We start from the raw sequence: 13,656 nt of genomic DNA, 5'->3' as shown, positions 1-13,656 counted from the left end.
CGCTTTCGCGGCCGCCGGCGGCGCCCGTCGGGGCACAGCTGGCGTTTGGTGGTCCGGACCATCCCTTGACCCCGCGAAGGGTCCCGCCCGTCTGGTCTCTACACCTTCCCGCGCGGACGCGAGCTTGGCTCGGGATTGGCATGGGCCTCCCGGCCCGCAGCGTTCCCCGAATTTGAGCGGTTCAGCCCCGGCGATTTCTCGCCGGGCAGGCAATTCCTACCAAGGGTGTGCTCTACCACTGAGCTACGGCGGCACTGACAGCGGGCGCCAAGACCCGCAGTCATCGTTGAACCTACCATGGCACGGCCGTCGTCGTCATACAGCCCGGCTCCCGTAGATTCACCGGACCTGACGGCAAGCAGCTTGGTGTCCGGCACGAAACGTAGTCGGGCGGGAGGAAGTTCCTGCCCGTGCGCCGCAGATCGCATCATTTCCGGAAGTTTGGAGGCTCCGGAGATTACTTGGTGGGCCCGTGCCCTGTGAGTTTGCATGTGGGGCACTTGCTTCCTCTTGGGCCAGCTTACGGCGAGCGGATAGAGCATCTGGGCCCTCGCTCGGCACATGGATCCGCGGAACGGATCACAGCGAAAGTGTGCCGGGTTTGTGACAACGGCCTCTCGAACCTCAGGACAGTATTAAGAATGCGTTGCATTCTCACAAACCGCGTGCTAATGACTGATGTGAATGCGAGTCAGTCGCACTCTCATTTTCGGAGTCCCAACATGAGCATCAGTCATTTCTCCGCCGTTGCGCGCCACGGCGTACTGGTTAGCGCCGTATGTACTGCTTGTATTGTGGTCACGGCAGGAAGCGCCGCGGCTCAAGAAATGCCGTCACCGGAAGAGATGTGGCAAGTCATCCAGGAACAGCAGCGAGAAATTGAAGCGCTCAAGGAGCGGATCGGCGCGGGCGAGGCGGTGGCAGAGGAGACGGCGATGGCTGTCGAGGCCGTGGTCGAGTCCATGGATGCCGGGACGACGGGCGCTGGTTGGTGGGACCGCACCCAGATCGGGGGATATGGCGAACTGCATTACAACATCAAGGAAAACTCACAGGACAGGGTCGACTTTCATCGCTACGTGCTGTTCTTCGGGCACGATTTCAATGCGACGATCCGGATGTTCTCGGAATTCGAGCTGGAGCACTCGCTGGCCGGCGAGGGCAAGCCGGGCGAGGTCGAGCTGGAGCAGGCCTACATCGAGCGCGACTTCAGCGACTCGGTCACCGGCCGGGCCGGCATCATGCTGATGCCGGTGGGCCTCCTCAACGAGGTCCACGAGCCGCCGACCTTCTACGGCGTCGAGCGCAACAAGATTGAGAACGTCATCGTCCCGACTACCTGGTGGGAAGCCGGTGTCTCCGGCACCATGACCACCGAGGCTGGCGTCCAAGTCGATGTAATGCTCCACAGCGGCCTCGATGTGCCGACGGACAGCTTCAAGATCCGGAGCGGTCGCGGAAAGGTCGCGAACCACGACTTCGAAGAAGGGGCGGTGACCGGGCGGATCCGCTACACGGGTTTGCCCGGGGTCGAATTGGCTGCCGCACTGCAGCATCAGGCAGACCTCACGCAGGGCGACGACGCGAGCGGCACCCTGATCGTGGCCAACGCCAACGTGACCCGGCCGATCTCCGAGTCGATGTCGTTGGGGCTGCGGGGGCTCTACGCGGGATGGGAGATCGACGGCGATGACGCGGCAGCGCTTGGGGCCGACTCCCAGAACGGTTGGTACCTGGAGCCTTCGGTCCGGATGGCCCTCGGTGGTGAAGAGTCGGTTGGCTTCTTTGCTCGCTATGAGACGTGGGACACGAGGGCCGGCAACAGTGCCGACACCGAGGAGAACCAGTGGGTCGTGGGCGTCAACTACTGGCTGCACCCCAACGCCGTGCTTAAGGCCGACTACGTGACGCACGAGAAGCCCGGATCGGATGACGCGAAGACGCTGAGCCTCGGCGTCGGTTACCAGTTCTAGGCAAATGGGTTCAACGGCCCGCAGCTTGGCCTGCGGGCCGTCGAACCGGCTCCTGATCGCGTTTTTGCTTGCCGCGGGAATCCTGTCTGCGGTCAATCAGCATGCTTGGGCGGAAGAGATCTATCTCCCGCCCGCTGACTTCGTGGACCTGGCGTTCGATGGCGAGCCGCCCTCCAGCAAGAACCTCTGGCTGAGGGGCGGTATCCAGGACGACATCACGACGATCATGGGGCACCGATACGGCGGGTTGCGGATCAAGTACTGGCGGCAGGAAACGAGGTCAGCCTGGATCCTGGAGGAGATCGGGAAATACGAGCCGATCACTGCAGGCTTCATCGTGGACAGTGGCAAGCTCGCCGAAATCCGAATCCTCATCTATCGTGAATCCCATGGCTGGGAGGTTCGGTATCCGTTCTTTACCGATCAGTTCCGAGGCCTCGAGCTGAACGAGAATCGGCGCTTGACCGGACCCATCGACGGAATCTCCGGCGCCACGCTGTCGGTTTCTTCGATCACCCGCCTGGCCGCTCTCGCCCTGTTTTTGGATGCGCGAGTTGCCGCCGATGCCGGAGGCTAGGGAAGCCAGGGCAGACTTGAGGAAGCGCTGGCGTCGGTGGGCGACGACGGCACGGACTTGGCATCGTCGCGTTGGCCTGCTGGTGGCGGTACTCGTGGCGGTGTTGGCGATCACGGGGCTGCTGCTGAACCACAGCGACCGTCTGGGCCTCGATCGCACCAACATTGTGACGGGCTGGGTGGTTGACTGGTACGGGCTGACACCGGTCGAAGACCCCGTTCACTTTCGTGCCGGCAACAATTGGGTGAGCTGGATCGACGGCGCCGTCTACGCGAACGGAAGACGGGTTGGTGAGGCCAGGGGAACACCACGCGGTGCCCTTGAGTTCGACTCGCTGGTCGCGATGGCGACATCGGAGGCCGTGATCGTCTTCACTGGTGACGGAGAGCTTGTCGAACGGCTGGGCGCGGCCTTCCTGCCGGGCCCGGTCACGCGCGTCGGCACGGTGGCATCCAAGGATCGGATCGTCATTCGCACGCCGGAGGGTCAGTACGCCAGCGCTTCGGATCTATTGGCATGGAGCCCGATTGAGGACGAAGTTGTCTGGTCCCAGACCGGAACTCCGACCGAAGCTGAGTTGGAGAAGCAGCTGGCAGCTTACCGGGGGCAGGGATTGCCGCTCAGCCGCGTCTTGCTTGACCTGCATTCAGGTCGGCTGTTCGGATCTGTCGGGGCAGCCGTGATGGATGCGGCTGCAATTCTCTTGCTCGTGTTGGTCGCAACCGGGATCGTCAACTGGGCCGGCTTCCGGAAGCGGCGCAGGTAGTCGGTCGGCCCGCCGTCCCGCAATCGGCGGGCCGAACGGCCGCCTGTGCGGCGGCGGGAATGAGCAACCCGCGGAGGAACTCCTGCATCCAGATCGGCAGGGCCGGGAAACCTGCCCGCAGATCGTCACAGATGGATTTGCCGTGCCGGTGATCGGCAAAGAGACGTCGCAGCTTGGCCTCGACATGCTGGCGCTCGCTGTCCTCGGAGAGCGTGTCTTGCATCCAGTGCAGTGCCTGGACGACGCGCCCGGCCGGCCGGCTGGCCCAATAGAGGCGGCTTGGCGCCTCGTATCGGAAGTGGATTTCCTGGTTGCCGAGTCTGATGGGCTTCAACCGCGCATCGACCAAGACCTCGATGCGAGCTGGCACTACGGTGGTGAGACCGAGTTCGTTGGCAGCGGTCATGCCGTCGATGAGGGCGCGGGCTTGGTCGCGGCGGGTGACGGCCCGGATGACGGCGCGGTAGTCGGGTACTGTTGGGCGGCCAGTCAGGTCGTTGATCCGCGGCCGGTCGTAGAGGCCTCGTTCGATACGGCGCAGATCGCCGGAGGCGACCAAGCGCTGCAAGGTTTTGTCAATAGCGGGGCGGTTGCCGAGATCAGCAAAGTCGCCTGGGACCCAGATCTCATCTGGCTCGGCCGCAACGCGGGCAAGGAGCTGGGAGCGTAAACCTGTATCTTGCGTCGGCGTTGGCATGTCAGAGATGTGACACGTATTTCGGACATAGCAAGCAGTGTCCGAAATATGTTACGCCCTTTGGACAAGGAGAAGAGGGTGGACAAGATCAAATTGGAGCGGGCAAGCGCAAGAATCCGTCAGGCCGTTCGCTCCGGCCAATGAACCGGAGACGCGCTTCCGTTGGCGTGCGCCACACCATCTGCGAGGCCGCAGCGAGTGTGCCACGGGCCATGTCCACCCATTGGGGCCAGAGCTGGCCCGTCAATCGATGTTGGTGGTTGGCCATGGATTCAGGATGTTGCTGTTCGGCTAGCAAAGTGAGTGATCCGTCTTCGGCAGCCACCCGTCGGTCCCGGAGATGATCGTCGTGTAACGTGCGTCGCCCGACTTAGTGGCGAAAGCAACAATGCGCCGACATTCGAAGTGGATCCGCGAATCAGGGGCGGTCACGCTGATGTGAACTGCATATGAAGGGGTTCGTCGCCCCCGCGCGCAATGAGGGCTAAGGTGTCCTGGAAACTCACCGAAAACCGTCGCGCCGTCCTTCCGCCCGCTCCTCGAGCAAGGCGTCCAGGATTCGGGCTCCTGACGGAAATGGCTCGCCAAGCACGTCCAGGGGGCTCTCGGAACTGCGGCGCGACACGACTCCTGCGCGTTCCAGTCGAGCGACCTTGGCAGCTTCGTCGACATCGTCTGCCGCGCGCAGGCTCTTCAGGTCACGTCCGGCTGGGACAGTGCCGGCCACAGGAGGCCTGCGGTCGGGGACCAGCACCGATTCTCCAGACCGGACCCTTCGCAGGCAGGCGATCAGAGCGTTTCTCACTGCAGAAATAGTGGCGCGGATCAATTGTTTGCCCCCATCCATATGTGCCCGCGAAAGCTACCTTCTTCAGCACAATAGTGCCTGATCATGTCTAGCGGGACGCGCTACCGCCTGAAAGCTCGTCAAGTGCACACCGGCCATGGACCGGGTGCGGATGGGCCGCATGAGGAGCACCACGCGGCAGGTCGTACCGAAGTTGACGTGCGCGGTCTCGTTGCCTGTATCACATGCACTCTCGGTGCTGGGCAGCAACCTCGTGTCGCGGCGCAGGAACGTTCACTGCCGGACGGTGTAGGCTCGGCAGCAAGCACGCCGCCACGGGCCGCGGTCCCGATCGGAATGGAACAAGAAGCGGAGTCCTGGACAGGAACGGAGGTGCGGCCAGCGCTGGAACCGGCCCGCGGACACGTTGTCACTGAATCCGGTCGATATCGGCCTTGGCCTAACGTCCGGATGCTCCCGTGATGCTTTGCACCGGTCGTTCGCGCAGGTGGGCGGAGAGACGGCGCTCGGCGCGGCGGGCGACGACGGCCACGACGTACGTGATCGCGAGGTAGATCAGCGCGACCGTGATGTAGAGCTTGTAGGGCTCGAAACTTCGGGCCACGATGATGCGGGCAACCCCGGTCAGGTCCAGCAGCGTGATGATCGAAACCAGGGACGTCGCCTGCAGCAGGAATACAGCTTCGTTGGTGTAGGCGGGCAGGGCCAGGCGGAAAGCCTTGGGGAGAATGATCCGGCGGTAGAGCAGCAGACCGGACATGCCGAGGGACCGCGCCGCCTCGATCTGGCCGCGCGGCACCGCAATGATGGCTCCCCGCAGGATCTCCGCGGTGTAGGCCGCGGTGTTCAGCGTGAGCGTCAGCACCGCGCAGAAGTAGGCCTCCCGGAACAGGAACCAGACGCCCGCCTGGTCGAGGAGCGGCTGGAATTGGCCCGAGCCGTAGTAGACGAGAAAGAGCTGCACCAGCAACGGCGTGCCCCGGAAGTACAGCATGTACCCGTAGGCCGGCATCCAGAGAATTCGGCGGTATGAAAGGCGAGCCACGGCCACGGGTACGGCCAGACAGAGACCGGCCAACAGGCTGAGAAACGTGATTTCCAGCGTGAGGACGGCGCCACCCAGCAGGCGCGGCAGGCTCTCCCAGACGATGGTGAGATCCATCTCAGCCCTGCCCGCGCGGTGCGCCGCGGTACGACCACGACTCGACCCGGCCCTGAATCACCATCGATACGATCGTGATACCCAGGTAAAACAGAGAGGCAGCGAAGAAGAAGGTGAACGGCAACCGCGTCGCCCGGGCAGCGATATCGGCGCTCCGCATCAGCTCCTCGAGCTGGATCACCGAAATGAGCGCCGTTGCCTTGATCAGGACCATCCAGACGTTACCGAGGCCGGGTAGGGCGAAGCGCCACATTTGCGGGAGCACGATGCGGCGAAGCATCAGCGCGCGGCCCATTCCGTACGCCTTGGCAGCCTCGATCTGGCCGCGCGGGACGGCCTGAAACGCGCCTCGAAAGACCTCGGTGGCAAACGCGCCGTAGATCAGGCCGATCGTGGCGATTCCGGCGACGAACGGATTGAGGTCGACCCGAAGGTCGTAGCCGGCGCTGGCTGCGAGATCCTGGATCAGGGTCGGAACGCCGTAATAGACGAGCAGGATCAGAATCAGTTCCGGCACGCCGCGAATGACGGTCGTGTAGGTGCCGGCGAGCCAGCGCGCTGCGCGATACCGAGAGAGCTTGCCCCACGCTCCGAGGAGCCCAAAGGTCACCGCGAGGCCCATGGCGCCGAGGCCAACCAGAATCGTCAGCCCCAGCCCCCGCCACAGCATCCACCCGTAGCCGTGGAGGTCGAGTGTCACCATGGCCCGCCCGGACGGTCGCCGCCGGCGACTGCCGTCGGCCGTTTCCGGTTCAGATCAGGAGCCTGTCAGTCGCCGTATACGTCGAAGGCGAAATAGGCGTCGTTGATCCGCTGATAGGTACCGTCCGACCGGATGTCGGCGATCGCCTGATTGAGCGCGGCCAAGATGTCCGGCTCATCCTTGCGCACTGCGATTCCAACGCCTTCGCCGAACCAGCGGGGATCCGTGAAGTCCGGCCCCACGAATTCCGCATCGGCGCCGTCCGGGGTACCAAGCAGTCCTTCCAGCAAGACGAGAGAGTCGGCCAGCACGAGATCGACCCGGCCCGCCATGAAATCCAGATTGGCCTCGACCTGCGTGGCGTAGGCCTTGATCGAGATGATGTCACCGTAGTTATCGTGCAGGAAGTTCTCATGGACGGTCGCGCGCTGCACCCCGACCGATTTCCCGTCCAGTCCGGCCCTTGAAATCTCGATCCCCGATCCCTTCTTGCGGACGAACTTGGCGGGCGTGTTGTAGTACTTGGCGGTGAAGTCCACCTTCTGCCTGCGTTCCTCGGTGATCGACATCGAGGCAACGATGGCGTCGTATTTCTTGGCCAGCAGACCGGGGATGATCCCGTCCCAGTCCTGGACGACCCACGTGCAGTCGAAGCTGGCGGCGGCACAGATCGCGTTGCCGATCTCGACATCGAAGCCCCGGAGATCCCCGTTCTCGTCGATCCAGTTGAACGGCGGATAGGCGCCCTCGGTGCCCAGCCTGACGGTCATGCGCTCGTCTGCAGCCGCCTGGAAGGTGAGGGTTGCGGCCGCACAGACGGCGGCGAGTAAGAGCTTCTTCATGGTCATTCGTTCTCTCCAGACTGGCTGGGTGTGGTCTGGGCGGAACGGCCCCAGTTTCCGCCCAAGAGAAACTGCCTGAACCGCTCGGAGCGCGGTTCGTCCAGGACTTGCCGCGACGGCCCCTGCTCGTTGACCATACCTTTATGCAGAAAGATGGTGCGGGACGATACCGCCCGCGCGAAGCCGATTTCGTGCGTCACGATCAGCATCGTGCGCCCTTCTGCGGCCAGGTCGTCGATGACCTTGAGGACCTCTCCGACCAATTCGGGATCGAGAGCCGAAGTTGGCTCGTCGAGCAGCAGGACCTCCGGTTCCATCGCCAGTGCACGAGCGATCGCCGCCCGTTGCTCCTGGCCTCCGGACAGGTAGGCCGGGAAGTCGTCGCGCTTGTCGTAGAGACCGACCTTGCGCAGGAGGTGGTCGGCCTGCTCCATCGCCCGGCGGCGCGGGACACCGAGTACGCGGATGGGCGCCTCGACGATGTTTTGCAGGACGGTCATGTGGGACCACAGGTTGAACCGCTGGAACACCATCCCGAGGCGGGTGCGGATCCGGTCGACTTGGCGCGGATCCGCCGGGGTGCGTTGACCGCGCCTGTCGAAGCCCATGTGGATCAGTTCCCCCCCGACATGAACCTCCCCGGCGTCGGGGATGTCCAGGAGGTTGATGCACCGGAGCAGGGTGCTCTTGCCGGAACCGCTGGCCCCCATGACGGCGATGACGTCGTGTTCGTGCGCCGCGAGCGAGACCCCCCGCAGGACATCGAGCGAGCCGAATGCCTTGTGGAGGTTCGTCACGCGAAGTGCTGCCTCGCGCAGGCCCGCGTCAGGAGTCACGGTCGCACCTTGCGTTCGGGTCGGCCTGGTCGGCCGCTTTTGATACTAGCTCGTAGCGTCGTGGCCGGAGCGATGGCGTCCGGTGCCTCCCCGGACACCACGGCGTGGTGATCGCCTCAGGCGACCGCTGGCTTCGCGGGCCGTCGGCAGTCTCCGCCCTGGACCCTGGGGCCCGCTCAGACGGGGACGGGCCGGCGCTGGACCCCGCCGCGGGCCCTCGAGCCGGGGTCGGCCAGGCCGCGAACCGTAGGCCCGAAACTCGCTCTATCCTTTCGCGAGACGTTGCGCATTCAGACTGCGGGCAGCGGCGGTTGCAACAGCGGAGGTTGAATTCACGTGGTGACCAGCGCGCCTCCCGTGCCCGCGCGGCATCCCATCCGTCGCCTGATCCAGCGCTGGGGGCCGAAACACGCGCGCACTTTCGTCATGGCGAACCTGCTGGTGATCGTGATCGCCGGTGCGACCGCCGGGTACCCGCTGCTGATCGACTATCTGGTCGACGCACTCCAAGCGCGCGAGCGCCTCGTCCTGGTCACGGTCCCGATCGCGGTGCTGCTGCTGACGCTTGCCAAAGGGGCTGCGCTCTACGCGCAGACCGTGTTGGTCAGCCGCATCGCACAGCGGATGATCGCGGATATCCGCGCCGATCTCTACATGGCGATTCTCCGGTTCGACCTCGGCGTGCTGGCCGGCGATCGCGCGGTGAGTCTCCAGGCACGGGTCCTCCACGATACGAACCTCCTGAACGCTTCCCTTACCCAGATGGCGGGGCGGGTCCCCCGAGACGCCCTGACGTGCGCGGCCCTGCTGGGATCCGTGATCTACCTCGACTGGGTGCTGTCGCTGATCGTGATCGTCGTCTACGGCATCAACGTGCGCCCGGTGCTGTCGATCGGCCGCCGGACACGCAGCACCACCACCGACGTGCAGGCGCACTACGGGGCCCTGTCCTCCTTTCTCGCCGAGACCTTCCAGGGGATGCGGACGGTGCGGGCGTTCAACCTCGGAGCTGCGCGGAGCCGGCAGGGCAAATCCTTGATCGAGGGGCTGTACGCGCTGCAGTACGCGATCGAGCGGCGCCGGGCGCAGCTGTCGCCACTCCTCGAGTTCGGGGGCGGGGTGGTCGTGGCCCTCATCATCGTGGTCGCGGGCTGGCGCATTCTGGAGGGCAGCAGCACGATTGGAGCGTTCTCGGGATTCGTGAGCGCGGTGCTGCTGGCATTGCGTCCGGCCCGGGCGCTGGCGAACTTCAGCGTGACGTTTCAGCAGGCGGCCTCCGCTGCCGAGCGCGTGTTCGAGAAGCTGGAGCAGCCACCCGGTCTCGTCGATCGCCCCGACGCCCGGGTCTGTCCGCGGCCGGAGGGCGAGATCCGCTTCGAGAATGTCGGCTTTCGGTACATGGAAGGCGGATCGGTCCTCCGGGAGGTGGACCTCGTGATCCGACCCGGCGAGCGCGTCGCGCTGGTCGGGCCGAGCGGCGCCGGCAAGACCACCCTGATCAATCTAGTGTTGCGCATGTTCGACCCCAGCGAGGGTCGGATCCTCCTGGACCGTGCCGATATCCGGGAATTCACCCTCGAGTCGCTGCGAAGCCACTTCGGGCTGGTGGCGCAAGAGGCCACGCTGTTTCACGGCACGCTTCGCGACAACGTGGAGATGGGCCGACCCGGGGCCGGCGATGCGGCCATTCGGGAGGCTCTGCTGGCGGCCGCGGCGGACTTCGTCGACACCCTCCCCGATGGCCTCGATACCGTGGTCGGTGACCAGGGTGACCGGCTGTCAGGCGGCGAGCGGCAGCGTGTCGCGCTGGCCCGGGCGATCCTGCGCGATCCTGCCGTCCTGATCTTGGACGAACCCACCAGCGCGCTCGATGCCGAATCCGAGCATCGCATTCAGGAGGCGCTTGGCAGCCTGACGGCGGGACGTACAACCATTACCATCGCCCACCGGCTATCGACGGTGGTGCGCGCCGACCGGATCCTGCTGATGGAGGGAGGCACGATCGTGGATCAAGGCACCCACGCCGCACTGATGGCGCAATCGGCGCCATACCGGCGGCTCGTCGAGCTCCAGGCCGTGCGATCGGAGGACCGCTCCCTTGGCACGGCCTGACATCCGGACGCCGAAGGCGGACAAGCAGGGCGAACGCTTCGAGCGCGAGGCCCGGGCGCTGCGCGCGAACCTGCGGCGGCGCAAGGAACAGGCGCGTGATCTGGCTGCTGCGGAGGCGCCCCACCGGGCCGTGAAGGGACGTGGGCGCAAGACCGATGGCTGAGCGGGCACCAGTCGCGCAAATACTTTGCCGCCGCGGCAGAGGACCGTCGCCATGACGGTGATGCCGGACACCTGGATCCGCTCGATGGCCCTGGAAGAGGGGATGATCGATCCGTTCGTCGAGGCGCAACGCACCGACGGCGTGATTTCGTACGGCCTGAGCTCGTACGGCTATGACGCCCGCGTCGCAAATGAATTCCGGGTGTTCACGAACGTGGACAACGCGCTGATCGACCCCAAGGACTTCTCGGATCAGAGCTTCGTCGCCCGCACGGCCGATACGTGCATCATTCCGCCCAACAGCTTCGCGCTGGCCCGCACGGTCGAGTACTTCCGGATTCCCCGCGACGTGCTGGTCATCTGTCTGGGAAAGTCGACCTACGCCCGATGCGGAATCATCGTCAACGTGACGCCACTCGAGCCCGAGTGGGAGGGGCACGTCACGCTCGAGTTCTCGAATACAACGCCATTGCCGGCCCGGATCTACGCGAACGAGGGTGCTTGCCAGTTCGTGTTCTTCAAGGGGGCTGAGTCCCCGAAGGTCAGTTACGCCGACCGCAAGGGGAAGTACATGGGTCAGCTGCAGGTCACGCTGCCGAGGATCTGACCGGGTGGACAGCATCCGGATTCGGGGCGGGCAACCGCTCCAGGGAACGGTGGCAATCGACGGCGCGAAGAACGCCGCGCTGCCACTGATGGCGGCGTCCCTCCTGACCGACCAGCCGGTCACCCTGACCCGCTATCCCCAGCTCGGCGATACGCGTTCCATGGCGGCTCTCCTGCGCCGGTTGGGTGTTGAAGCGACCACGCCAGGCAAGTGCGCGGGAACGATGGGTCTAATGACCCCGAGCGTCACATCGACCACGGCCGACTATGACCTCGTGCGTCGCATGCGGGCCTCCGTCCTCGTGCTGGGGCCGCTTCTCGCCCGCGCGGGTCACGCGGAGATTTCGCTGCCCGGCGGCTGCGCCATCGGGACCCGGCCCATCGACTTGCATCTCGAGGCCTTGACCGAACTCGGCGCATCGATCGAGCTGGAGGGCGGCTACGTGCGGGCGCGCGCGGCGCAGGGCGGCCTCCGCGGCGGACGGGTCCGGTTTGCGCACGTGTCGGTGGGCGCCACGGAAAACACCCTGATGGCGGCGGTGCTTGCTCGCGGTGAGACCCGCATCGAGAACGCCGCCAGGGAGCCCGAGGTCACGGATCTCGCCCGGTGCCTGGTGGCGATGGGTGCCCACATCGAGGGGCTCGGCACCGGCACCCTCCGCGTCCAGGGCGACACCGTGTTTCGGCCCGCATCGCACCGGATCCTCGGGGATCGTATCGAGGCCGGAAGCTATGCTGCCGGGGCTCTCATCACCGGCGGATGCCTCAGGCTGGCCGGCGCCCCCGCGGACGCCATGACTGCAACGCTCGACGTTCTGCGGTCCATCGGCGCCGAGGTCGAGATCACGGCCGATGACGTGGTCGTCAACGGTTCCGGCACGCTGGCCGCAACGGATGTGGAGACGGGTGTGTATCCCGCTTTCCCGACCGACATGCAGGCCCAAATGATGGCGGTACTGTGTCTGGCGGGAGGGCGTTCGCGGATCGTCGAGAACATCTTCGAGAATCGGTTCATGCATGTCTCGGAGCTGGTCCGCATGGGGGCCCGCATCAAGGTGAGGGGAAGGACTGCGGAGATCGAGGGCGTCCAGCGGTTGCTGGCCGCGCCGGTCATGGCAACCGACCTGCGCGCTTCCCTGTCTCTGGTATTGGGAGCGCTTGCGGCGGAGGGCGAATCCGTCATCCGCCGGGTTTATCATCTTGATCGTGGCTACAGCCGGCTTGAGACCAAGTTGCGGGCGGTGGGCGCCATCGTCAGGCGTACGTCCGAGGACGGATCGACGTGAGCACGCATGCGATTGAACCGGTGGATCCGCTGCGCCTGCGTGCAGCGGATGAACAGTCGGTCGAGGTTCTCGCCGAATGCCTGTTCGAGGCGCTCGCAATTGTCGCCGGCATGCGGTTTGATCAGGAAGCCAACCGCTTCGTGTTGGCGCTGGAACGCTTTACATGGGAGGCGGCGGGCGGTGACGATTCGCGTCTGCAGCAGGTGCCTTGCGTGCTGACCATCGAGCGGGTCGTCCGGGTCGCGCAGACGGGTCTGGGGCCGCAGGCTCGCGGTCGCATTCTCAGCCTGTCGTCATTCACGTGTGAAGCGGGCACGCTGCTTCTGGTGTTCGATGAAGGTGCAGCGGTCCGGATTGACGTTGAGGGCATCGAGTGCCGACTGGAAGACACCCGCCCGGGACGGCTGCCGCCCGTGGTGCCCGGGCACCGGCGGGGGCTCGCGTGAACCGGGACCGTTCCGACGACGTCGTCTTGGCGGTGCCGCGCGGCCGGATCGCCCGTGAGGTCATTCCGCTGCTGGCCGACATCGGCATCGAGCCGGAGTCCGCGTTCCGGGATCCCGATTCGCGCCGGCTCGCGTTCCGGACGAGCGTCGACGGCCTGTCCCTGATCCGCGTTCGCAGCTTCGATGCGGCCACGTTCGTGGCGTTCGGTGGCGCCGACCTGGGTGTGGTGGGCTACGACGTGCTCCTGGAGTTCGACTATGACGATCTCTACCTGCCGCTCGATCTCGGTATCGGTCGCTGCCGGCTGGCGGTAGCCGAGCCGGCGGAGGTCGCTTCAAGCGACGACCCGCGCCGCTGGAGCCATGTGCGGATTGCGACGAAGTACCCGGCGACGACCCGGCGGCATTTTGCAGCGCGGGGGGTGCAGGCCGAGTGCGTGAAGCTGAACGGTGCGCTTGAACTCGCGCCTCAACTCGGCCTTTGCAGGCGCATCGTGGACCTCGTCGACACGGGTTCGACCCTGCGGGCGAACGGCTTGGTCGAAGTGGAGAAGATTGCCGACATATCGTCGAGGCTGGTCGTCAACCGCACGGCGATGAAGCTTCGACCGCGCCTCCTCAATGCACTCGTGGACCGCTTCCGGAAGGCGATCGATGGCGCGCCGGATTGACGCGAGGAT

Annotated in this window: 15 protein-coding genes; 9 read left to right on the top strand and 6 right to left on the bottom strand. The window is 65.3% G+C overall.

Going from position 1 to position 13,656, the window contains the following annotated elements:
- Positions 1-722: 722 nt before the first annotated feature.
- The 3 genes from OXH60_09450 to OXH60_09440 are packed head-to-tail and all read left to right on the top strand — an operon-like array spanning position 723 to position 3,316.
- The gene (locus OXH60_09450) at positions 723-1,973 is read left to right on the top strand and encodes a porin (GenBank protein MDE0712342.1); all 1,251 of its coding nucleotides are present in this window, start codon (positions 723-725) and stop codon (positions 1,971-1,973) included.
- Between the two features lie 4 nt (positions 1,974-1,977).
- Positions 1,978-2,550 (top strand): FMN-binding protein, encoded by a 573-nt coding sequence (locus OXH60_09445; GenBank protein MDE0712341.1) that lies wholly within the window; start codon positions 1,978-1,980, stop codon positions 2,548-2,550.
- 16 nt (positions 2,551-2,566) lie between these two features.
- Complete coding sequence (locus OXH60_09440) at positions 2,567-3,316, top strand: PepSY domain-containing protein (GenBank protein MDE0712340.1); 750 nt, start codon at positions 2,567-2,569, stop codon at positions 3,314-3,316.
- On the opposite strand, the gene OXH60_09435 is transcribed toward OXH60_09440, so the two are convergent.
- The 6 genes from OXH60_09435 to OXH60_09410 all read right to left on the bottom strand — a co-directional run bounded on the left by OXH60_09435 (position 3,282) and on the right by OXH60_09410 (position 8,346).
- Positions 3,282-4,013 (bottom strand): DUF6088 family protein, encoded by a 732-nt coding sequence (locus OXH60_09435; GenBank protein ID MDE0712339.1) that lies wholly within the window; start codon positions 4,011-4,013, stop codon positions 3,282-3,284. The genes OXH60_09440 and OXH60_09435 overlap by 35 nt on opposite strands.
- A gap of 502 nt (positions 4,014-4,515) precedes the next feature.
- Positions 4,516-4,767 (bottom strand): hypothetical protein, encoded by a 252-nt coding sequence (locus tag OXH60_09430; protein ID MDE0712338.1) that lies wholly within the window; start codon positions 4,765-4,767, stop codon positions 4,516-4,518.
- A gap of 493 nt (positions 4,768-5,260) precedes the next feature.
- Positions 5,261-5,983, bottom strand: a complete 723-nt coding sequence (locus OXH60_09425) for an ABC transporter permease (protein MDE0712337.1) — start codon at positions 5,981-5,983, stop codon at positions 5,261-5,263.
- A 1-nt stretch (position 5,984) separates the two neighbouring features.
- Positions 5,985-6,686 (bottom strand): ABC transporter permease, encoded by a 702-nt coding sequence (locus OXH60_09420; protein MDE0712336.1) that lies wholly within the window; start codon positions 6,684-6,686, stop codon positions 5,985-5,987.
- Between the two features lie 65 nt (positions 6,687-6,751).
- Positions 6,752-7,534: an ABC transporter substrate-binding protein gene (locus tag OXH60_09415; protein ID MDE0712335.1), complete on the bottom strand. Its 783-nt coding sequence runs from the start codon at positions 7,532-7,534 to the stop codon at positions 6,752-6,754.
- Positions 7,531-8,346, bottom strand: a complete 816-nt coding sequence (locus OXH60_09410) for an ATP-binding cassette domain-containing protein (protein ID MDE0712334.1) — start codon at positions 8,344-8,346, stop codon at positions 7,531-7,533. The genes OXH60_09415 and OXH60_09410 overlap by 4 nt, the downstream gene beginning before the upstream one ends.
- Before the next feature lie 354 nt (positions 8,347-8,700).
- Here OXH60_09410 and OXH60_09405 point away from each other — a divergent pair, with 354 nt between their 5' ends.
- The 6 genes from OXH60_09405 to hisG are packed head-to-tail and all read left to right on the top strand — an operon-like array spanning position 8,701 to position 13,647.
- The gene (locus tag OXH60_09405; GenBank protein MDE0712333.1) at positions 8,701-10,476 is read left to right on the top strand and encodes an ABC transporter ATP-binding protein; all 1,776 of its coding nucleotides are present in this window, start codon (positions 8,701-8,703) and stop codon (positions 10,474-10,476) included.
- Positions 10,463-10,639: a hypothetical protein gene (locus OXH60_09400; protein ID MDE0712332.1), complete on the top strand. Its 177-nt coding sequence runs from the start codon at positions 10,463-10,465 to the stop codon at positions 10,637-10,639. The genes OXH60_09405 and OXH60_09400 overlap by 14 nt, the downstream gene beginning before the upstream one ends.
- Before the next feature lie 51 nt (positions 10,640-10,690).
- On the top strand, positions 10,691-11,245 hold the full coding sequence (dcd, locus tag OXH60_09395) for a dCTP deaminase (GenBank protein MDE0712331.1): 555 nt from the start codon (positions 10,691-10,693) through the stop codon (positions 11,243-11,245).
- 4 nt (positions 11,246-11,249) lie between these two features.
- A complete protein-coding gene (gene murA, locus OXH60_09390; protein ID MDE0712330.1) occupies positions 11,250-12,530 on the top strand; it encodes a UDP-N-acetylglucosamine 1-carboxyvinyltransferase in 1,281 nt (426 codons plus the stop codon).
- Positions 12,527-12,976, top strand: coding sequence for a DUF2948 family protein (locus OXH60_09385; GenBank protein ID MDE0712329.1), 450 nt, complete (start codon positions 12,527-12,529; stop codon positions 12,974-12,976). The genes murA and OXH60_09385 overlap by 4 nt, the downstream gene beginning before the upstream one ends.
- Positions 12,973-13,647, top strand: coding sequence for an ATP phosphoribosyltransferase (hisG, locus tag OXH60_09380; protein MDE0712328.1), 675 nt, complete (start codon positions 12,973-12,975; stop codon positions 13,645-13,647). The genes OXH60_09385 and hisG overlap by 4 nt, the downstream gene beginning before the upstream one ends.
- The last annotated feature ends 9 nt before the right edge of the window (positions 13,648-13,656 follow it).

The organism is Rhodospirillales bacterium, assembly GCA_028824295.1.
Classification (GTDB): Bacteria; Pseudomonadota; Alphaproteobacteria; order TMED109; family TMED109; genus VXPW01.
This window is presented reverse-complemented; position numbering and strand designations above follow the sequence as displayed.